Raw genomic sequence first — 20387 nt, 5'->3', positions numbered from 1 at the left:
GTGTCGACCAAGACATGAAGCAATGACTAAACAGTGGCAACCACTGACCGACCCTCAATGGGCCGCAATTTCGCCTTTCTTTGACCTTCGACGCAAGCGGACTCATAATTTGCGCCACATCGTAGACGCCTTGTTGTGGTTGCTTCGAACCGGCTGTCAGTGGCGTAACCTGCCCTCGCATTGGCCACACTGGCAGGCGGTGTACTACTATTTCGATCAGTGGAAACAGGCTGGTATATTTGAGCAGATCAACGCTGCTTTGAATCAACTCGACCGTCAGCAAGCCGGACGAGCAAGTCATCCATCAGTACTATGCATTGATTCACAAAGCGTTAAGTTGCATCCCATGATCTGTGAACAGCGCGGTCTAGACGGCAACAAGCGTATCAATGGCCGCAAACGAACTCTAATCGTGGATACCCAGGGGCGCTTGTGGGTAGCTGACGTATCGGCGGCTAACGAGGCTGACGGCCCCTTAGCCGTGCCATTGATCACCAACATGCTGTGGCGCGTGAGGTCCACCCGAAAAGCGTTCCGCTCAAAGATTGAGGATCGGACGTTCTGAGGTCCACCCGAAAAGCGTTCCGCTCAAAGATTGAGGATCGTTCATGAGGTCCACCCGAAAAGCGTTCCGCTCAAAGATTGAGGATCGGACGTTCATGTGTTGGTTTTTCTTTTCCCTTTCCAACCTCATCTGGGGTTAAACCACCAAGAGAGCTGTGGGGGCGGAAGCTATTATATTCTTGCCTCCAGTGTTCAATTTTTTCCCGAGCATCGTCTAGCGATAAGAACCAGTGAGCGTTCAAGCACTCGTCCCGGAAACTACCATTAAATGACTCGATAAACGCATTATCCGTTGGCTTTCCTGGCCTTGAAAAGTCCAGCGTCACTTTGTTATCATAAGCCCACTTGTCCAGGAACTTTGAGATAAATTCACTGCCATTGTCCACTTGAATCCGTTCGGGTACAGCCAAATCTACAATTTTTAAGTGATTCATTACGGCCACCACGTCTTCACCCTTTAATGATTGGCCGACATGGATGGCTAAGCACTGGCGACTATAATTATCGACTACAGTTAAGGCCCGGATTTTTCGGCCATCAAATAGCTGATCAGCCACAAAGTCCATGCTCCAGCACTGATGGATACTGGAGAGTTGGGGGCGCTCTAACCGGTGGGCAGCGGCTCGATTACGACGGGGACGCTTGCTTCTGAGATGCAATCCTTCTTCACAATACACCCTATAGACCCTTTTGTGGTTGTCACGCCAGCCTTCCCGGCGCAACAGCACATAAATCCGCTGATAACCGTACCGAACCCTTACTTGGGCAATTTCTTTGATTCGTTTCCGGATCACGGAGTCATCTCGACGACGAGACTTGAACTGCAAAGAGGATCGACGGAATTGAATAACAGAGCAGGCACGACGGGCTGAAACGCGATAGTTTTCCATTAAACTTGAGGCCAGTTTCCTTTGCTGAACTGGCCTCAAAGCTTTTTTTTGAGCACATCCTGAAGCATTTGTTTGTCCAGGCTCAGGTCGGCCACTAGCTGTTTCAGCTGACGGTTTTCTTCTTCCAACTGGCGTAATCGGTGCAGTTCGGCAACACCCAATCCGCCATACTTCTTCTTCCAATTGTAATAGGTAGCCTCGCTAATTCCCATTTTGCGGCATACTTCAGCCACGGCTACTCCGGTCTCAGCTTGCTTGAGAGCAAAGACGATTTGCGCTTCGGTGAACTTGGTTTTCTTCATGACGATTTGTTTGATTTAAGTTAATCCAAATCGCCCGATTTTCTCTACTTTATACTGGAACGCTTTTCCGGGGGGAGGTCAGCGCGTAGGCGAACGGCTGGAGAAAATCTACGGCGATCAAGCTTATAACGGCGTGTTTGCCCGTGAGTTGGAGGGGTGGAGTATTGTATTTGAAAAAGCCTCGCGTCCCGAGTCCGCTCAAGGCTTTGTACCAGTAGCTAAGCGATGGGTAGTCGAACGCAGCATCGCTTGGACCAATTTCTTCCGCCGGATCGTCAAGGACTATGAGTATACGGTAGCTTCTTCGGTCAACTGGCTGTATTTGGCTAACATTCAAGTGATACTACAGCGTATTTGAGGTTTGAACCAAATGTAATTCCCCAACACGCTCTTATAGACGATCGCTCTTTCATTTACAGCGACCTTTTATGAAAATAGGCCATGTAGTAGAGCGTTTAACACGTTCATGACCTGTTTTCGCCCCAGCATAGAGCTTAGCAAATCAACGGGTTTATTATCCTGCAAAGCTGGAATTGGTGAATTGAGCCAATAGTCGAAATCGGCTTGGTCTTCGAAAACTTCAATTCCTTTTGCGTATAGCTCTGATAGCGATATAGCCTTTTCTGTCTCGTCCTGGGTTAATCGCGATTTTGTCCGGATTCTCCGTTGATACGTACTTTCAGAAATAGCTAGAATATGGCTCATCTCTTTGTTCGTAAAACCAAGTTTTTGCTGAAGGAAAGCAACCGACTCCATAGGCAAGCCCTGGCTAATTAGCGTGAGTAGGTCAAATTCGTGACGTACCGGATTTTTTAAGTAGCGGTCGCCCCCAAGGCCAGCTATGATTTTCTGAATTGGTACATGCATCGTTATTTGACAGTTTTCATTCTGTTACTTGACAACAACTGGACAAAGATAAGAATTCACGTCAACCATGTTCTCTTGCATCATACCTTTGCGAAATTAAAGAGTGAAAGGGTGAAAGAGCGAAAGAGCGAAAGGCTCTGGAACACTCACTCTTTCACTCATTCGCTCTTTCACCCTTTATACATGGAATACCGCATCGAGAAAGACACGATGGGTCAGGTACAGGTACCGGCCAATGTCTACTGGGGCGCCCAAACCCAGCGCTCAATCGAAAACTTTAAAATTGCGCAGGACATTAATAAAATGCCCCGTGAGATCATTCAGGCATTTGCTTATCTGAAGAAAGCAGCGGCCCTGACGAACCTCGACGCGGGTGTGCTGCCTCAGGAAAAAAGCGATCTGATCGGGCAGGTTTGCGATGAAATTCTGACCGGTTCGCTGGACGATCAGTTTCCGCTGGTGGTATGGCAGACGGGCTCGGGTACGCAATCAAACATGAACGTGAATGAGGTGGTTGCCTACCGGGGTCACGTCCTGAAAGGCGGTCAGCTCACCGACGAGAAGAAATTCCTGCATCCCAACGATGATGTAAACAAGTCGCAGTCGTCGAACGATACGTTCCCGACGGCTATGCACATTGCCGCCTATAAAATCCTGCTGGACGTAACGATTCCGGGCATTAAGAAACTACGCGATACGCTCGACGCCAAGGCAAAGCAGTTTATGCACGTCGTGAAGATCGGCCGGACCCACTTCATGGATGCTACACCGTTGACGGTCGGTCAGGAGTTCTCGGGCTACGTATCACAGCTGGACCACGGCCTGCGGGCAATCAACAACACGCTGGCCCACCTGAGCGAACTGGCACTGGGCGGTACGGCCGTCGGCACGGGCATCAACACCCCCGCGGGTTACTCGGAGAACGTAGCGAAACACATTGCCGACCTGACGGGACTGCCGTTCGTTACGGCCGAAAATAAATTTGAAGCGCTGGCGGCCCACGACGCCATTGTGGAAGCCCACGGTGCATTGAAAACCGTTGCCGCCAGCCTGATGAAAATCGGTAACGACATCCGGATGCTGTCGTCGGGACCACGGGCGGGCATTGGCGAGCTGCACATTCCGGACAACGAGCCGGGCTCGTCGATCATGCCGGGTAAAGTGAACCCAACCCAGTGCGAAGCCATGACGATGGTGGCCGCGCAGGTAATGGGGAACGACGTAGCCATCAACATTGGCGGTATGACGGGTCATTTCGAACTGAACGTGTTCAAGCCGGTCATGATCTACAACTTCCTGCACTCGGCCCGCCTGATTGGTGACGTCTGCGTATCGTTCAATGACAAATGCGCGGAAGGCATCGAACCCATCGAAGCCAACATCAAAAAGCACGTTGATTCGTCACTAATGCTGGTGACGGCGCTGAACACCAAAATCGGCTACTACAAAGCGGCTGAAATCGCGCAGACTGCTCACAAAAACGGCTCGACGCTGAAAGAAACGGCGGTTCAGCTTGGCTATGTAACACCCGAAGAGTTCGACCAGTGGGTGATCCCTGGTGACATGGTCGGTGAGATAAAGTAAGACAGTCTAAAGTTTACAAACAGGGCGGTTGTTCCGGGTTCGCTCGGAACAACCGCCCTGTTGTTTTAATGACCGGGTTGCCCCAGTACCTGCTCAGCGCCCGTTACCCAATTCACGATGGCCGGCCCCCAATAATAAAGCGTGAAGTAATACGTGCCAACCAGTAAGAAAGTGGTCACGAACAGCAGGACGAACGAAGCCAGGAATCGGGCTATGGGAGCTACATGCCGATGCCCCGCCCGAACGAATAGCTCGACAACAAGTAAATTCGGCAGGTAAAAGAAGAACGCCATAAATCGGTCAAATGGCCCACTGAAGGTATTGTTGTGTCCCAGACCATCCGTTAGCATGACCCAGAATCCGTAGTCGATCCGGTACAGCCACGAGCCAATCGCCAGCGCATATAACCGAAGTGACCACGCCCGATGCCGATTTATATCACCCAAAACGGCGTAACGATACGTTGCCACGGCTGAAACCAGCATCAGCAGACCATACAGCGCAAAGCCAATGTTCATCGCGGCTCCCCCAATGGTGCCTTTAAGCAGGATGAAGGTGAGGCCCCCAATGGCCGTTAGCAGGCAAGCCAGTACGTACACGCGGCCAAGCCAGCGGTGTACCGCCGGAAAACGCACTCGAATACCATCAACCAGTTGAATGCTACCCAGTACCAGAATGATACCTCCTGCGGCAAAGTGTAAGCCGATACCCGTAGTCGCGGCAGTTGTGCTCGGTTCGTATAAGCGAGGCAGTACCTGATTCCAGCGAACCATCTTGCCTTCGTACAGCGCCGAGGCATAATAGGCCAGAATATAAAGTCCAAACAAGGCCGCGCTGGTCCAGACGGTGGTTATAAGTAAGACACTTGACCAACGTAACGTTTGAAAGCTCCATCGGTCCAGGTGCTGTCGGGTCGTCGGTTTAGGGGGAGGAGTAAATACACCTGTTGTCATACAGTTGTAGTGGTATGAATAGACGTTCGGGAGAAACCAATGAGTAATCTTAGTAGCGAAAGCTGACAACTAAATTAAGGAGAAAACGAATTCGAATATAAGTGAGAAATCCGGTTACGTTGGAAGACTAAAAGAGGAAGCAGAGACAAAAAGAAAAGCCGTAAGCATCAACTAGCTCACGGCTTTTCTTTTTTGGCTAAATCGACGTTACTACAAATTCATACCCCCAGACGCTTCAATCCGCTGACCATTAATCCAGCGGGCTTCGTCGGTGCAGAGGAAGGCGACCACACCACCAATGTCTTCGGCCACACCAACGCGGCCCAGGGCGGTTGCGGAGGCTACCTGCTTATTGAGTTCAGCATTGTCGCGCACGCGGCCTCCACCGAAATCGGTGGCAATAGCGCCCGGTGCTACTACGTTGGCAGCAATACCACGCGGACCAAGTTCTTTCGCCAGGTAGCGGGTCAGGGTTTCAATAGCCCCTTTCATTGAGCCATAGGCCGACGAACCCGGCATGGAAAACCGCGCCAATCCCGACGATATGTTAATGATACGTCCCCCGTCAGCGATTAAAGGCAGAGCTTTCTGCGTCAGGAAGAAAACACCTTTGAGGTGAATGTTGAAGACCTGATCGAACTGTTCCTCGGTTGTTTCGGCGAAGGGAGCGTAGAGTGCAGTCCCAGCGTTATTAATCAGAAAGTTGAATTGCTCAGCCTGGAAGGTCTGGGCAAGGGTTGGCTTAACCTGCTCGAAAAAGGCGTCGAATGAGGCTACATTGCTCGTGTCGAGTTGAAGCGCAGCGGCCCGTTGTCCCATCTGCTCAATTTCACTAACGACAGCTTGTGCTTCGTCCTGTTTGCTATTATACGTGAGTAGTACGTCAATCCCCTTCTTGGCGAGGTTGAGCGCCATGTCTTTACCTAGTCCACGGCTGCCGCCGGTTACCAGCGCAATCTTTGTCGTTGTCATAGTGGTTGTGTTTAACAAGACAAAGGTGATACCGACTGGCACTAAAAAAATGGTCTATCTTCCAGAATTTACGCAAGTACCAATTCTGACTGCAAGATCGTTTGCGGCAGGCGATCCTGCGGCAGACGATCCTGCAACTCTGACAGATGCTGTTTTCGATACCGCAGGGGTGTTGTACCAGTCATGCTCTTAAAAAACTTGATGAAGTTGGTCGACTCGCTATAAGTGAGTCGGTTGCCAATTTCGGCTACGCTCATGTTAGTGGTGAGCAACATTTTCTGCGCTTCTTCTACCATACGTTCTTCCATCAGGTCGCAGGGCGATTTACCCATTGTCAGCTTAATGGTGTTGCCGAGGTGGGTGGGATGAATGAAAAGCCGTTCTGCAAAATCGCGGCTATGAAACATTTGATCGGTACGGCCACTCAGCAGATTGTCAAAATGCTCATTCAGTAGCTTGAGAAAGTCGGCGGTAATTTCGTCTTTCCGGCTCAGGAGTTTATGTGGAATTGGCATTGCAGGTCAGTCAGGTTCTGTTGCTTTCGTTAACAAGATGGTTTTCGGATTGGTGCAGGCAACTAGAAAAAGGAGATAAAGCTTACTGAAGCATACTTGCTACAGAGTATATTCGGAAAAATTTGTAATACGTTTCCATGCCTATACCAGATTATCAAAGTGCCATGCTACCACTGCTGAAGTTAGTAGCGGATGGTCGTGAATATAAATTCAACGATTTAGTAGAAACGTTAAGCAGCCAGTATAAACTAACAGAGGAAGAAAAAAGTGAGCTCTTGCCCAGTGGCCAGACTTTTCTATTTGGAAATCGGATTGGCTGGGCTAGAACATATCTGAAGAAAGCAGGCTTACTGGATTCTCCAAAACGCGCTATGGTAATCATAACCGAGCGAGGAAAACAGGTTTTGAAGCAAAAACCCACGGAGATTAATGTTAAATTCTTAAAGCAATTCCCTGAGTTTGTTGAGTTTCAAACTCCTAAGAAGGAAGAGGTTGCTGTTGACCTAACGGCATCTTTGACCGATGAGAATATTCAGCAAACACCGGAAGAAACACTTGATAGTGCCTACGAACGCATCCGAAAAACGCTGGCACAGGATCTGCTTAACAAGGTAATCTCATTGCCACCGGCCTTCTTCGAAAAACTTGTGGTTGAGCTACTGGTAAAAATGGGTTACGGAGGTTCCATTCAGGATGCTGGTCGAGCCTTGGTGACAGGTAAAAGTGGTGACGAAGGGATTGATGGAACTATAAAAGAAGACAAACTTGGCCTGGATGTTATTTACATACAGGCAAAACGGTGGGCTCCGGGTAATGTAGTTGGCCGACCCGAACTGCATAAGTTTGTTGGTGCGCTGGCTGGACAAGGAGCCAAGAAAGGCGTATTTATTACCACTTCCAATTTCTCGCGGGAAGCATTAGAGTATGTACCTCGTAACGAGACGAAGATAGCGTTGATTGACGGCGAACAGTTAGCCCAGTTAATGATTGATTACAATCTGGGGGTTACGCTCCAACAGACGTATGAGATCAAGCGAATGGATAACGATTACTTCGGCGAATAAAATTTAAACGTTATGTCAACCCTCCGACACCACCTCGCTACGCATCAAGACTTTTCGGCTCAGGAATGGCAGCAGATCGATGCTGCGTTTTTGATGAAGAGTTACTCGAAAGGCCTGGCGCAACTGACCAGTGATGCCGCGTTTGCCGACGTAACGGGCAGCTATTTTTACTTCAATTGACTCGGCGACACGCGCCAGAAACCTTCCTCTGACGAATCATACGATCTATCGAAGGTGCGGGATTTGTGGGAGACGAGTGAAAACTGATTGCGTCGGCGAAGCAACCCGCGTAACGGCAGTAAAGATTTTTTCTGGTAGGCTTTTGCATTGCAACGACTCCGGCAAAACTGGGGTCGTTATTTGAAACATGTCTCCACCATGAAAAAGACCTTCTTCCTTGCCTGCCTGATTCCCGCTCTACTGGGTTGTGATATTCTTGGCCTGAATGATTACCACCAGGGTACCTTTCCTAAGGAAGTCGTTAACCTGGGTGACATCAACTCGGTTGATGATGATTACAACTCGACGGCTCCGTCGTATGGCGACGTAGTACCTCTAGTGTTCTCGTCAAAACGGGGCGGGCGAAAGGATTTTAATCTGGTTCGGGAAACGCTCAATTACAGCTTTAGCCGGAAGAGTGGAAAGTTCACCCTTGATAACAAACCTTACGGGGGGCTACATGTCGTAGAAGAACAAATGCCCATAAGTTGGGCTGCTGATAAAGCCAATTCCAATGACAATGAACTAGGCCCATATCTGCTTTCGTACGATCGCGATTTACGTCAGGATGGGTTTGCGACTCATTACGCCGAATACCTACTATTATTTGCCTCTGACCGGACGGGTAATCTGGATGTATACCTGACGCATAACTACCAGAATGTTCCGACGAATCAACCGGTTACGTCCGGCAGTACGACGATAAACAACAAACCCTTCGCAGCTCCTCTACCGCTCCCGTTCCTGAACTCCCCCGCCGATGATGGTTATCCTACGTTTGATAAAGACCGGAGCGCCATCTATTTTACGTCGAACCGAGCTGGTTCGTTCGCCATTTATAGGGCTACGCTACCCGCTATCGCCCCAACAGAATTGCAGACCAATCTCCCTACGTTAACCGACGTGCCTGTCGAGCGGGTGCCCGAACTAGCGTCAGCGGGAGAAACCAAATGCCCGTTTATCCAGGACGAGACGATCGTCTTTACGTCCAACCGGCCGGGCGGTTACGGGGGGTATGATCTGTACTACAGCAAATGGAATGGCAGCCACTGGTCGGCCCCGGTCAACTTTGGCCCGTCTATCAATACCAGCTACGACGAGTACCGCCCTATTCTGCATCGGAATATGGAGTACACCAACAAACTCCTGATTTTCTCATCCAACCGTCCCGGCGGCAAGGGTGGATTCGATCTGTATCGAGCAGGTGTTTCGTTATAGACCGTAAAGGGCCAGTAAATTAGAACGTCAGGCGCATCAGCCAGCCCGTGATCAGGCCGCCGTAGGTGCCCAGTACATGACTTAATACCGCCAGCAGGACGCCAACGGGAGCGAGGGCGGGGTGGAAGATGGAGGCCACTGCCGGAGCCGTCGAGACCCCACCAATATTTGCCTGACTCCCTACCGCCACGAAGAAATACGGCGCCCTGATGATCCGGGCCGTAATCAGCATCACCAGGATGTGAATCAGCATCCAGATCACCGCAACCAGAAACAGACCCGGATTGCCGCCCAGATTGGACAAGTCAAGCCGCATACCGATGGTCATGATCAGGAAGTAGACGAACAGCGTGGCCAGATCGGTGGTGCCTAGTTTTTCGAGTTTGCGCAGGCGGGTGAACGACAGCCCAATACCCAGTGACGTCGACAGAATAACCACCCAGAGGAAGTTCGACGTGAAGGGGTCGAGACCGTACGTAGCAAGCGACGCTTTGTAGGGTTGTAAATTGGTGGAAAGCCAGTATGCCAGCCCGTAAGCCAGCGCCCCGCCCCCGAAACCCAGGGCCAGAATGGTGCTCAGATCGAGCAGGTTGGCTGGTCGGTCGGGTTCTTCCTTAAATTGCAGAATTCGTTCCTTAACCTCTTCGATCGAACGAGTATCGGCGCGTAGCCAGCCATCGATTTTATCTTTATAGGCCGCTCCGTAGATCAGGCAGGCGGTCCAGGTGGTAGATACCACGGCATCCACGACCAGAATGATGGCAAACAGCGGTTCGCTGCAGCCGTAGATTTCCTTCAAAGCCAGCTGACTGCTGCTGCCGCCAATCCAGCTTCCCGAGATGGTTACCAGCCCCTTCCAGTATTCGTTGGCAATGGCCTGTTCGCGGAAACCGGGCAGTAGCCACATCACGATCAGCAGAGCAATCGGCGCTCCCAGAATAATGCCGATCGTGCCCGCCATGAACGTAACGAGGGCTTTGTTACCCAGCCGCAGAATGGCGCGCAGGTCGGCGGTAGAGGTGAGCAGGACCAGCGCGGCTGGCAGGAGATACGTAGTAGACACCTTATACAGGACCGACTGCTCGCCCGATACGATATTCAGGCTGTTTAGGGCCGCCGGAAAAATGTAGCATAGCAGCAGGGCCGGTACGTAGGTATAAAATTTCTGCCAGCCGGGATGGGCTGACTGCGATGTTCGGAAAATGAGGGTTAACAGCACCAGCAGGATGCCTAACGTAATGGCATCATTCGTAATCAGCGGTTCGTTCATTCAGGAATGGGGTAGGGCCTCTCGTCTTAAAAACCAGCGGCCTGTCCGTCTTTGCGGGATTCGGTAGCGCCGTGGTACACCTTGTTCTTCGCGTCGTACAGAATCGCCTGGTAGCCGCCGTACCCACCAAGTCCGTAGCCGACCTTGTGGCCTTTCCGCATCAGATCGCGGATGGTCTCGTAGGGGTAGCCGGATTCCAGCGTAATAAAACCCGAATCAACCATGCGTTCGCCCGTGGGTTCCGACGAACCCTGGTGGTCGATACGGGGCGCATCGCCCGCTTCCTGTGGATTCATGCCGTAGTCGATCATGTTCATAACGATCTGCACATGACCCAGTGGCTGAAAGCTGCCGCCCATCAGGCCAAAGCTCATGTAGGGCTGCCCGTCCTTTGTGATAAACGCAGGGATGATTGTCTGAAAAGGACGTTTGTGGGGCGCATACGTATTATTCTGGCCCTCGGTCAGGCTGTAAAGTTCGCCCCGGTTCTGGAGCATGAAGCCCAGTCCGTCCGGTACCATACCCGACCCGAAGCCCCGGTAGTTGCTTTGAATAAGCGATACCATATTGCCTTCCTCATCGGCAACGGTCAGGTAGATCGTGTCGCCATCTTTAAGGGCTGGATTTCCGGCTTCGACGCGGGTGGCGGCCCGGTCGGGGTTGATGAGTTTATGGCGTTCGGCCGCGTAGGTTTTGCTGATTAGTTCCTTAACCGGGATCTTCGCAAAATCAGGATCGGCGTAGTACTTGGCCCGGTCTTCGAAGGCCAGTTTTTTGGCTTCTACAAACCGGTGAATGTGCTCCGGGCTACCCCAGGGAATTTTCGAAAAGTCGTACGGTTCCAGCAGGTTCAGCATCTGCAGGGCCGCAATACCCTGGCTGTTGGGAGGCAGTTCCCAAACATCGTACCCTCGGTAGTTGGTCGAAACAGGTTCTACCCAGGTGGACGTATGGTCGGCCAGGTCTTTCGAACTCAGAAAGCCACCCATCCGTTTCATGAAGACGTCGATGGTCTGGGCAATCTCGCCCTTGTAAAACACGTCCCGGCCGCCTTTGGCAATCTTCTCCAACGTATTGGCCAGCGCCGGATTTTTGAAGAGGTCGCCCCGTTTGGGAGTCGCACCGTTGAGCGAATACGTCTCTTTTACGTTCGGGTATTTGCTGAACCGGTTGATCATAGACGGCCAGTAGAAGGCCGCTTCGTCATGCACTGGATAGCCGGTACGGGCGTAGTGAATGGCGTGCGACAGAACCTCGGTCATGGGTTTCCTGCCAAACCGTTTGTGCAGCTCGAACCAGCCGTCCACGCAGCCCGGCGTCGACACCGGGAGGGGGCCGTCGGAGGGAATATGCGTGATGCCGCGTTTTTTGAACTCGGCCAGCGTCAGTGAGTAGGGAGAACGGCCCGATGCGTTCAGGCCATAGAGTTTTTTGCTTTTGGCGTCCCAGACGATGGCGAATAGATCTCCGCCGATGCCGTTGACGTGGGGCTCGACTACACCCTCCATCGCGTTGGCCGCAATGGCCGCATCGATCGCGTTTCCGCCAGAACGAAGAACGGCAACAGCAGCCTGGGTCGACAGTGGATGGGAGGTGCAGGCCATACCGCGCTGCCCCATAACCACGGACCGGGTGGCAAAGCTCTTGCCCATGAGACGGTCCTGGGCCGAAACAACAAGCGACGTACTGGCTAGCAGCCAGAGAGAAAAGACAAATTTTTTCATAGAGGGCTAGTTGGCGGGCGACAAAAACAAATGCCACGGTCGATGACCGTGGCACAAGATAAGAATCAATACGATATAGCCTAAGGAAATGATCCGTTTAGGCCGGTATTTGGCGGGGATCAGTCAGGTGCAGCACCTTGCTGGTGTGTTTTCTGATCTGCTTGCCCAGTTCAGGATTCTTGCTCAGCGATTGTCCGTAGGAGGGAATCATCTCTTTCAGCTTAGCCTGCCACGCGTCGCTTTTCGTCTGTTCAGGATAGCAGCGTTTGAGCAGATCGACCATAATCGATACGGCCGTTGATGCACCGGGCGATGCGCCCAGCAGGGCAGCAATGCTGCCATCGGCGGCACTGACGACTTCGGTACCAAACTCCAGAACGCCCCCTGCTTTCTCGTCTTTTTTAATAACCTGTACCCGCTGTCCAGCGATTTCCAGTTCCCAATCTTCCATTTTGGCGTCGGGGAAGTACTCTCTCAGTGCGTTCAGCCGATCCTGGGGCGACTGCATGACCTGTTCGATGAGGTAACGGGTCAGTGGAATGTTACGTACCCCGGCCATGACCATCGGATACATGTTGCTGAACTGGATCGAGCCCGGCAAATCCATGTAGGAACCGCTTTTGAGGAATTTAGTCGAAAAACCAGCATACGGTCCGAACAGCAACTCGCGCTTGCCGTCGATCATCCGGGTATCGAGGTGGGGTACCGACATCGGCGGAGCGCCCACCGACGCTTTTCCGTAGACCTTAGCCTGATGCTGTTCAATGATGTCCCGGTTGATGCATTTGAGCCACTGACCGCTCACCGGGAAACCACCGTAGCCTTTACTTTCGGGGATATTTGATTTTTCGAGCAGCCGCAGCGAACCGCCACCCGCGCCGATAAACACAAATTTGGTATCAACGGTACGTGTCTGGCCTGTGCCATTATCTTCGACTTTGACCGACCACCCCCCCGTTTTTGAGCGGTTCAGGTTACGTACGTCGTGATTGAAATACATCTTGACGCCCGGCATTTCCATCAGCCGAAGGAACATCGCCCGGGTCAGGGCACCAAAGTTAACGTCGGTGCCGATGTCCATTTTCGTGGCAGCTACCGGCTGATTTGGGTCCCGGTTATGCATCACCAGCGGAATCCATTCGGCCAGTTTTGCTTTGTTTTCGGAGAACTCCATGCCCTCAAACAGGTAATTCTGGGTAAGAGCTTCGAAACGTTTCCGGAGATAGTTGACATTGTCCTGCCCCCACACAAAACTCATGTGCGGAATGGGGCGGATAAAGTTGGGCGCGTCCTGCAGAAAACCCTTCTCCACCAGATAGGCCCAGAATTCTTTCGACTCTTCGAAGTACTCGGCGATCTTGATTGCCTTAACAATCTCAACCGTTCCATCCTTACGTTCAGGGGTATAGTTCAACTCGCAGAAAGCCGAATGACCGGTTCCGGCGTTGTTCCAAGCGTCGGAGCTTTCGGCGGCAGCGTTGTCGAGTCGTTCGTAGATATCAATGGTCAGGTCAGGTTGCAGTTCTTTCAGCAACACGCCCAGGGTGGCACTCATAATGCCTGCTCCGATCAAAACTACGTCGGGGCCGTTCTGTATTGAATTGTCGCGCTTTGCCATTCAAATAGCCGGGTAAAACATCTAAAGTATTACAAAAAATAGAGGCTTGTTGTTCCGGATTGACGGTGGAATCTTACTGTCAATTCGGGTTGACACAACATGCTTTTAGGGATTTCGTCTACTTTTGGCAAAAGTAACGCTACTAAATTGATGCCGACACAATTTTTTCCAATACTGTACCCGACGTTAACGAAGCAGGGCCATTTTTACGAATGAATAAACCGGATATAAAGGCGCTTTCCACAAACCTGCGCCGGTCTATATGGCTATTCTGCTGCGTCTGCCTGCTTAGTCAGTCGGTCAGGGCGCAGGTAGCCAATCCAATCAGCATCACCCCCGAATCGACCGGAGTCCGGGAGGGTCGATTTATTGGCGTTGTTGTTGGGACAGCCGCATTCTACACGCTGACTCTGCTTTTACTCAAGAAGCAATGGTACAAAAAGAAAGTCCCGTTTCATAGTTTTAACGACAACGGCGAGTGGCTGCAGATGGATAAAATTGGCCACATGACTACGGCTTATTGCATGAGCCGGGGCGGCTACGAACTGATGCGGTGGAGTGGCGTTAGCGAAGGGGCCAGCACCCTGACGGGCGGATTGTTAGCCTTGTTATTTCAGACGACTATTGAAGTGTTCGACGGCCATTCGGAAGGGTGGGGGTTTTCGAAGGGCGACATGGCCGCTAACCTGGCCGGTACGGCGCTGTTTGTTGGGCAGCAGTACGGCGCTGGCCAGCAGGTCGTTACGTTAAAATACGGCTTTCGAAAAACGATCTTCCCGCAGTACCGGCCCAATCTGCTCGGTCATTCCGTGGGGCAGCAAATGCTGAAGGATTATAACGGGCAGCAATACTGGCTATCGGTTAACCTGGCATCGGTGCTACCCGTTGGCCCGTCCTTCCCCCGCTGGCTAAATATGGACGTGGGCTACAGCGGCAGCGGTATGATCGGCGGACACGAGAATCCAAGGGTAATTGACAAGGACGGTAACGAAGTGAAGTTCGAGCGCTACCGACAATTCTTTATCTCCCCCGATGCCGATCTGTCGCGCGTGGGTACGTTCAGTCCCTCGTTGCAACGGTTTATCGGTACGGCGCAGTTCTTCAAAATTCCGGCCCCCTCGCTGGAATATAACAAACAGAAGGGGGTACGTTTCCACCCGTTCCTGCTACCGAAAGAGTAAGCAGGAGTGCGTTTAACCGGTTAAACGCCGATAAAATTCGTCGCGGTAACTGTCGCCGACGGGAATGATGGTTTTGCCAATAAAAATGCGGCTTCGTTCGACTGAGTCTATACTACTGATGTTGACGATGTAGGATTTATGCACCCGGACAAACTGCTCTTCGGGTAGTTGTTCCTGCATTTGTCGCATCGGTTGCAGGGTCATTACCCGGACGTCAGTGGTATGCAGCACGCAATAATTCTGCATCGCTTCGACGTACAGCAGGGCGTTGAAGGTAACCTTAACCAGCCGCGCTTCGGTTCGGACAAACAGAAAATCGCGCGTTTGCTCGGTTGGGCTGATGCCGGACGATGTCGGTTGGCCAATAACCTCACGAGCTTTCTGAACCGCTTTGTAAAACCGCTCGAATGGAATGGGTTTCAGCAGATAATCGACGGCGCTGTGCTCAAACCCATCGAGCGCGTAATCGGCGTAGGCGGTGGTGAAAATGATCCGCGTTTTTGTGCCAATCAGATTCGCTAATTGTAATCCTGTCAGGCCGGGCATCTGAATATCAAGAAAAATCAGGTCGACCGGATTTTCGTCCAGCGCTGGTAGTACGTCGAGCGGGTTAGTCGTGGCGAAGACAACATGCAGGTACGAAATCTGATCGGCGTGGGCTCGCAGCAGATCGATGGCCAGCGGTTTGTCGTCCACGATTCCACACCGGATGGTGCTATACCGGACGGTGCTGCGTTGGGTAGCAATGGGCATAGTTCAGAACGTTATATGGAGATCTATGTCGAACAAGGTGTCGGTATCATTGATGCGCAGAGAATGGCGGTCAGGATATTCCAGCGCAAGCCGACGCCGAATGTTTGCCAGGCCAATGCCACCAGTTTTGTCTTTCTGCCCCGCTTGTTTGGCGTTGCGGCACCGAAAGACAAGCTGGCGATCATCGGCCGTCAAGTCAATGGTAATGGCCTGACCCTGATATAAAGCACCATGCTTGAAGGCGTTCTCCACGAACGGAATCAGGAGCATGGGCGCAATCTGCCGGTTGTCGAACGATCCCACAAAGGAGGTCTGTACGTTGTCGCGTACGTTCTGCCCAAGCTGTTCCAGATCAATGTAGCTTTTGACGTAGGCCACCTCTTCCATCAGCGGAACTGCTACCGACTGACTGCTATAAAGCATATAGCGCAATAGGTCCGCCAGTTTCAACAGGGCGTCGGGCATCCGGCCGGGCTGGGTCAGAGAGAGGGCGTAAAAGTCGTTGAGGACGTTGAACAGAAAATGCGGGTTGACCTGCGCCCGCAGCAGCGATACCTCGGCTTTCATCTGTTCGCGGGCGCGCTGCTGCTGTTGAACGTAATGTTCGGCAAAGCCATACAGGACCCCGTAGAGCGTCCAGCTCCAATAAAACAGCACCGCATTTTGGACGAACCAAGTCCAGGTGAAATTCGGGTTGACGGCGTAATTATCGTACTGAAATATAGGTTTCAAAATTCCGAATTCTATTACGTAACGCATCATTACGATTAGAATAAGCGTGGTTGGAATATTGATGATTGCCAACCAGCCGGGCCACGGCCAGGGTCGTATCAGGAAGCGGTAAATCAACGCGTACCCTCCGTAAAAGGCGGTTACGTTGATGAGCATGTACATCGACGTAATAAGCAGCGTACGCGCGATGGTAGGGTGATAACGACTGTACTCGTAGTGCTGCACCGCGTCGCTGAGCAGCAGTAAACTCCAGAAAATAAGATGGATCAGAACGAGGTATTGCCGCTTCATAGATGCGTTGGTTTGGCCCAAAATACCAAAAATCCTGCTCAACTATCTGCCAACTTGACGAACAGCGGATAGGTCTACACCAATGCACTACGAACTTGGATAAACCGGCTTATTTCCCGAATCGAGGTTTTGTCAAGGTAAAAATGGCGTTGGTCAATCTCAGTTTGAGGGCTTATCGAGGACAGCAACTTTTGGGTGATTATTCACCAATCCTGCTGAAGTGCCATGAAAAAATTGTGCCTGCTCGTACTTTTTGTTAGCCAGCTAGCCCTGGCTCAGTCTCCTTCCCAACCATCGCCCTTTGGGGCAAAAGCCGGTGAGAAACTAACCGTAACGGTGCATCCAGGTGTCGAACTACTGGCCATCATCCAGTATTTGGCGGGTCGCGAAGGCCCGCAGCCGTCACCGTATCTGACGGCCGTACGTACCCATTTTGCTACCTATCGGAATCACCCGGCGGTACTGTTTCTGTTTAACTCCGATGTTCCCACCGGCTTTGACCTGCCGGAATTGGGCTGGTGTTTTGCCGATCCAATGAAACCGTCGACGTTTACCGTCCCTGACTCGACGTATTGGCTAAAAGCGTTTTCCCGGCAGGAACTGACCGATTACCTGACACTATGCGCCGATTTTGCCAAGAGGAGTCAGTTTGGTACGTTTTACCGGCAGCACCAGGCTGACTATGATCGCTGGGGCAAGGCCTACCGGCATCAGGTTGATTCGTTGCAGATGGTCCAGAAACTAGAAAGCTTTTTTCGCTATCCGACTACCAGTCGCTGGTACATCTGCCTTGATCCTATGAACTCGTACGGCGCGCACGCAATCATGACAAAAACGCTGGCTCCGGCCTTTAGCCAGTATATTGTCTATCAGCAAGGGTACTGGGACCGCCAAGCTAAGCCAACAAAAGACCTTGCCTTTGAGACTGATGTTTTATACAATCTGGTCTGGCATGAGGGCAGCCATATTTACATCAGTCAATTACGCCAGCAATACCGCGCTCAGATTGATTCGCTCAGGCATTTGATGCCCAAAAACGACCGACTTGCTCAGCAGAACATCAACGACTGGCCGCATTTTGTGGATGAGTCAATCGTGCGGGCCATTTCGCTCGCCCTACATCGCGAACATGTCGGGGCCGAAGCTGCCAGACAGCGGCTCGCATCGGAAGAAAAGAATGGCTATTTGTATACTGATAAGTTGGCTAGTATGCTACAGAACGACTACCTCCACACCCGCCAGTACGCTACATTTGATGAATACTTCCCGGTCCTGCTGCGGAACTGGGCAACGTTGAAACCGGTCAATTAGCAGGTGTTGTCTATCTTGTCGCATCCAAATAGATGCGAAACGTAAAACCCCCACCTGGCGTTAGGTGGGGCTTTTACATAACTGGCTGATTAGTCAACAGCGTTCAGTTTGCTCTTTTTGCGGCCGTACGTAAAATAAATAGCCAGTCCAATACCCAGCCAGATCACTAGCCGCAACCACGTATCGGCGGGCAGGGACAACATCATCACCAGGCAGGTGAGAATACCCAGAATGGGGACAACGGGTACCCAGGGCGTCCGGAAGGAGCGGGGCGCGTCGGGCTGCGTTCGGCGTAGGATCAGCACGCCCAGGCAGACCATTACGAACGCGAGTAACGTACCAATGCTCGTCATTTCACCGACAACCTGAATGGGAACAAATCCGGCAAACAGACCGATGAATACGCACAGCAGTACGTTTGATTTCCAGGGAGTACGAAAACGGGGATGTACTTCGGAAAAAGCACTGGGGAGCAGCCCGTCGCGACTCATGGAGAAAAACACCCGAGACTGCCCCAGCAGATCAACTAGAATCACCGACGTGTAGCCAATCAGAATGGCACCGATAATGAGTTGGCCCAGCCAGCGGTAGGGCGTTTTGTCGATGGCGATTGCTACCGGGGCCGCGCTGTCTTTGAACTCCGTATAATTGGCCATGCCCGTCATGACGTAGCCAAACAGCACAAACAAAATGGTACAAACAATCAGCGAGCCCAGAATACCAATGGGCATGTCGCGTTGTGGTTGCTTGGCTTCCTGCGCCAGGGTCGCTACGATGTCGAAGCCGATAAACACGAAAAAGACGACCCCTGCCCCCCGCAGAACGCCACTCCAGCCGAACTCCCCGAACGTACCGGTATTGGCGGGAATGTACGGCTGGTAGTTAGCCGGATCAATGTATTGCCAGCCCAGGGCGATAAAGACTAGCACGACCAGTACTTTGAGAATCACTACGATGGCGTTGAACAGGGCCGAGCCCGACGTTCCCCGGATGATAATAGCCGTGATGGATACGACAATCAGAACGGCGGGCAGGTTGATGTAGCCTGATACGATTGCGCCATCGGCTGCCGTAGCCGTTTCGAAGGGCGAAAGCGTTAGCTGGGGTGGGAGGTGAAGACCGTAGTAGCTCAGAAAACGGTTCAGGTACTGCGACCAGCTAATGGCCACCGTAGCCGCGCCCACCGAATACTCCAGTACGAGATCCCAGCCGATAATCCAGGCAAATAATTCACCCAGCGTTGCATACGCGTACGTATAGGCACTACCCGATACCGGAACGAGGGCCGCAAATTCGGCGTAGCAGAGCGCACTGAACGCACAACCAACGGCGGCCACAACAAACGAGAGCGTTACGGCTGGCCCGGCATGGTTGGCAGCCGCAATGCCGGTTAGCGAAAACAAGCCGGCGCCGATGATTACTCCGATGCCAATTGCGACGAGATTGAAGGCACCCAGCGACCGTTTCAGGGTATTCTCGCCACTCTGGGCAGCCTCCTGCCGCAACAGGTATAATGATTTAATACGCATACGAACGAACCTGATCGTCTGCCCCACTGATGGCGACAAACAACCCGAAAAATTTACGCGAAGATAGCCCAAGGGTTTATCTGGTACTACAGTAATCGCCGGACTGGCCGTGAAGGGTTTCCGGCTAGGTTAATATCATGAGTAAGGTTAATTAAAAACTTACCTTTGTCGGTCAGTAGTCAGCTAAATTGATTGAGAGTTAATGAAAAGACTAGTTTTAATCGTCCTGTTGTTCGGAACCATAACGTCAGTTGTCAACGCACAAACCGAGCAGGGACGCTGGCAGGTTGGCGCTCAGGTAGGAAATTTCTCTTACCAGTCGCAAAATGGGACTAAAAACTTCTCAGGAAGTATATCGCCCTCAGCCGGATATTTTGTTATTGATAACCTGTTGGTAGGAACGGGGGTTCCATTGAGTTACTCTGCATTCAGATTTCCTACTGCTATTGCCCCGTTTGCCAAATCGATAAGCACTGGTTACGGGCTGTCTCCATTTGCCCGTTACTATGTCGGCAAAACCCAACTGAAGCCATACGCTGAGCTAGCCTACAGTTACAGCCGGTCTATCAATAAACAAACGCAGGAAGATGTTACGGGGCAACTAAGCGAACGGACAAGCCTGGCGAGTTCTACTAACCTGACTCCAACCGTAGGAGTTGCCTATTTTTTTACCAACAATGTAGCGCTGAATGCCGGACTGAGCTATAACATACAGGCGTCTAAGACTGAGGCTTGCGACGTGAATAATAATCTTGTGTCCTTCACCAGTAATTGGAAGTCCCTGTCGCTCGGTATCGGTTTGCAGATTTTCTTTGGTGAATAACCCCAAA

The 20387-nt window shown here is 51.7% G+C and carries 19 protein-coding genes; 8 read left to right on the top strand and 11 right to left on the bottom strand.

The features are described from left to right. The first annotated feature begins 22 nt into the window (after positions 1-22). On the top strand, positions 23-565 hold the full coding sequence (locus tag HU175_RS18640; RefSeq protein ID WP_228724208.1) for an IS5 family transposase: 543 nt from the start codon (positions 23-25) through the stop codon (positions 563-565). 70 nt (positions 566-635) lie between these two features. Here HU175_RS18640 and HU175_RS18635 read toward each other — a convergent pair. Then, positions 636-1756, bottom strand: a protein-coding gene (locus tag HU175_RS18635; RefSeq protein ID WP_410528554.1) for an IS3 family transposase whose coding sequence is annotated in 2 segments (ribosomal slippage) — positions 636-1510 and positions 1510-1756 — 1122 coding nt in all. Because the reading frame shifts where the segments join, the coding sequence is not laid out codon by codon here. A 426-nt stretch (positions 1757-2182) separates the two neighbouring features. Next, a complete protein-coding gene (locus HU175_RS18625) occupies positions 2183-2623 on the bottom strand; it encodes an antitoxin Xre-like helix-turn-helix domain-containing protein (RefSeq protein ID WP_176568014.1) in 441 nt (146 codons plus the stop codon). A gap of 183 nt (positions 2624-2806) precedes the next feature. Between HU175_RS18625 and fumC the strand changes: the two genes are divergently transcribed. After that, positions 2807-4207 carry a class II fumarate hydratase gene (gene fumC, locus HU175_RS18620; RefSeq protein WP_176568013.1) on the top strand — a complete coding sequence of 467 codons (1401 nt, stop codon included), beginning with the start codon at positions 2807-2809 and terminating at the stop codon, positions 4205-4207. Positions 4208-4272: 65 nt separating this feature from the next. On the opposite strand, the gene HU175_RS18615 is transcribed toward fumC, so the two are convergent. The 3 genes from HU175_RS18615 to HU175_RS18605 all read right to left on the bottom strand — a co-directional run bounded on the left by HU175_RS18615 (position 4273) and on the right by HU175_RS18605 (position 6647). Beyond that, positions 4273-5160 (bottom strand): DUF2306 domain-containing protein, encoded by an 888-nt coding sequence (locus tag HU175_RS18615; protein ID WP_176568012.1) that lies wholly within the window; start codon positions 5158-5160, stop codon positions 4273-4275. A gap of 210 nt (positions 5161-5370) precedes the next feature. Then, positions 5371-6132 (bottom strand): SDR family NAD(P)-dependent oxidoreductase, encoded by a 762-nt coding sequence (locus HU175_RS18610; RefSeq protein ID WP_176568011.1) that lies wholly within the window; start codon positions 6130-6132, stop codon positions 5371-5373. Positions 6133-6200: 68 nt separating this feature from the next. Then, a complete protein-coding gene (locus tag HU175_RS18605) occupies positions 6201-6647 on the bottom strand; it encodes a helix-turn-helix domain-containing protein (protein ID WP_176568010.1) in 447 nt (148 codons plus the stop codon). Between the two features lie 137 nt (positions 6648-6784). On the opposite strand from HU175_RS18605, the gene HU175_RS18600 reads away from it, so the two are divergent. From HU175_RS18600 to HU175_RS18590, 3 genes are all read left to right on the top strand, one after another. Beyond that, positions 6785-7711, top strand: a complete 927-nt coding sequence (locus tag HU175_RS18600) for a restriction endonuclease (RefSeq protein ID WP_176568009.1) — start codon at positions 6785-6787, stop codon at positions 7709-7711. A 12-nt stretch (positions 7712-7723) separates the two neighbouring features. Then, on the top strand, positions 7724-7891 hold the full coding sequence (locus HU175_RS18595) for a hypothetical protein (RefSeq protein ID WP_176568008.1): 168 nt from the start codon (positions 7724-7726) through the stop codon (positions 7889-7891). A gap of 198 nt (positions 7892-8089) precedes the next feature. Continuing rightward, on the top strand, positions 8090-9148 hold the full coding sequence (locus HU175_RS18590) for a PD40 domain-containing protein (RefSeq protein WP_176568007.1): 1059 nt from the start codon (positions 8090-8092) through the stop codon (positions 9146-9148). A 19-nt stretch (positions 9149-9167) separates the two neighbouring features. On the opposite strand, the gene HU175_RS18585 is transcribed toward HU175_RS18590, so the two are convergent. From HU175_RS18585 to HU175_RS18575, 3 genes are all read right to left on the bottom strand, one after another. Next, positions 9168-10418 (bottom strand): DUF819 domain-containing protein, encoded by a 1251-nt coding sequence (locus HU175_RS18585; RefSeq protein WP_176568006.1) that lies wholly within the window; start codon positions 10416-10418, stop codon positions 9168-9170. Between the two features lie 26 nt (positions 10419-10444). Next, positions 10445-12142 carry a gamma-glutamyltransferase gene (gene ggt, locus HU175_RS18580; protein ID WP_176568005.1) on the bottom strand — a complete coding sequence of 566 codons (1698 nt, stop codon included), beginning with the start codon at positions 12140-12142 and terminating at the stop codon, positions 10445-10447. A gap of 97 nt (positions 12143-12239) precedes the next feature. Next, positions 12240-13760, bottom strand: coding sequence for a malate:quinone oxidoreductase (locus HU175_RS18575; protein ID WP_176568004.1), 1521 nt, complete (start codon positions 13758-13760; stop codon positions 12240-12242). A 212-nt stretch (positions 13761-13972) separates the two neighbouring features. Between HU175_RS18575 and HU175_RS18570 the strand changes: the two genes are divergently transcribed. Then, the gene (locus HU175_RS18570; protein WP_176568003.1) at positions 13973-14941 is read left to right on the top strand and encodes a DUF2279 domain-containing protein; all 969 of its coding nucleotides are present in this window, start codon (positions 13973-13975) and stop codon (positions 14939-14941) included. A 12-nt stretch (positions 14942-14953) separates the two neighbouring features. Here HU175_RS18570 and HU175_RS18565 read toward each other — a convergent pair whose 3' ends face one another. After that, on the bottom strand, positions 14954-15694 hold the full coding sequence (locus HU175_RS18565) for a LytR/AlgR family response regulator transcription factor (RefSeq protein ID WP_176568002.1): 741 nt from the start codon (positions 15692-15694) through the stop codon (positions 14954-14956). Positions 15695-15697: 3 nt separating this feature from the next. Further along, positions 15698-16717: a sensor histidine kinase gene (locus HU175_RS18560; RefSeq protein ID WP_176568001.1), complete on the bottom strand. Its 1020-nt coding sequence runs from the start codon at positions 16715-16717 to the stop codon at positions 15698-15700. Positions 16718-16942: 225 nt separating this feature from the next. Here HU175_RS18560 and HU175_RS18555 point away from each other — a divergent pair, with 225 nt between their 5' ends. After that, complete coding sequence (locus tag HU175_RS18555) at positions 16943-18028, top strand: DUF4932 domain-containing protein (protein WP_176568000.1); 1086 nt, start codon at positions 16943-16945, stop codon at positions 18026-18028. An 89-nt stretch (positions 18029-18117) separates the two neighbouring features. Here HU175_RS18555 and HU175_RS18550 read toward each other — a convergent pair whose 3' ends face one another. Next, positions 18118-19557, bottom strand: coding sequence for an amino acid permease (locus tag HU175_RS18550; protein WP_176567999.1), 1440 nt, complete (start codon positions 19555-19557; stop codon positions 18118-18120). A gap of 202 nt (positions 19558-19759) precedes the next feature. On the opposite strand from HU175_RS18550, the gene HU175_RS18545 reads away from it, so the two are divergent. Beyond that, complete coding sequence (locus tag HU175_RS18545) at positions 19760-20380, top strand: outer membrane beta-barrel protein (RefSeq protein WP_176567998.1); 621 nt, start codon at positions 19760-19762, stop codon at positions 20378-20380. Positions 20381-20387: the final 7 nt, after the last annotated feature.

Source organism: Spirosoma sp. KUDC1026, from assembly GCF_013375035.1.
In the GTDB taxonomy this organism is placed as follows: Bacteria; Bacteroidota; Bacteroidia; order Cytophagales; family Spirosomataceae; genus Spirosoma.
Note: the sequence above shows the minus strand (reverse complement) of the source record. Positions and strands in the feature narration are given on the sequence as shown.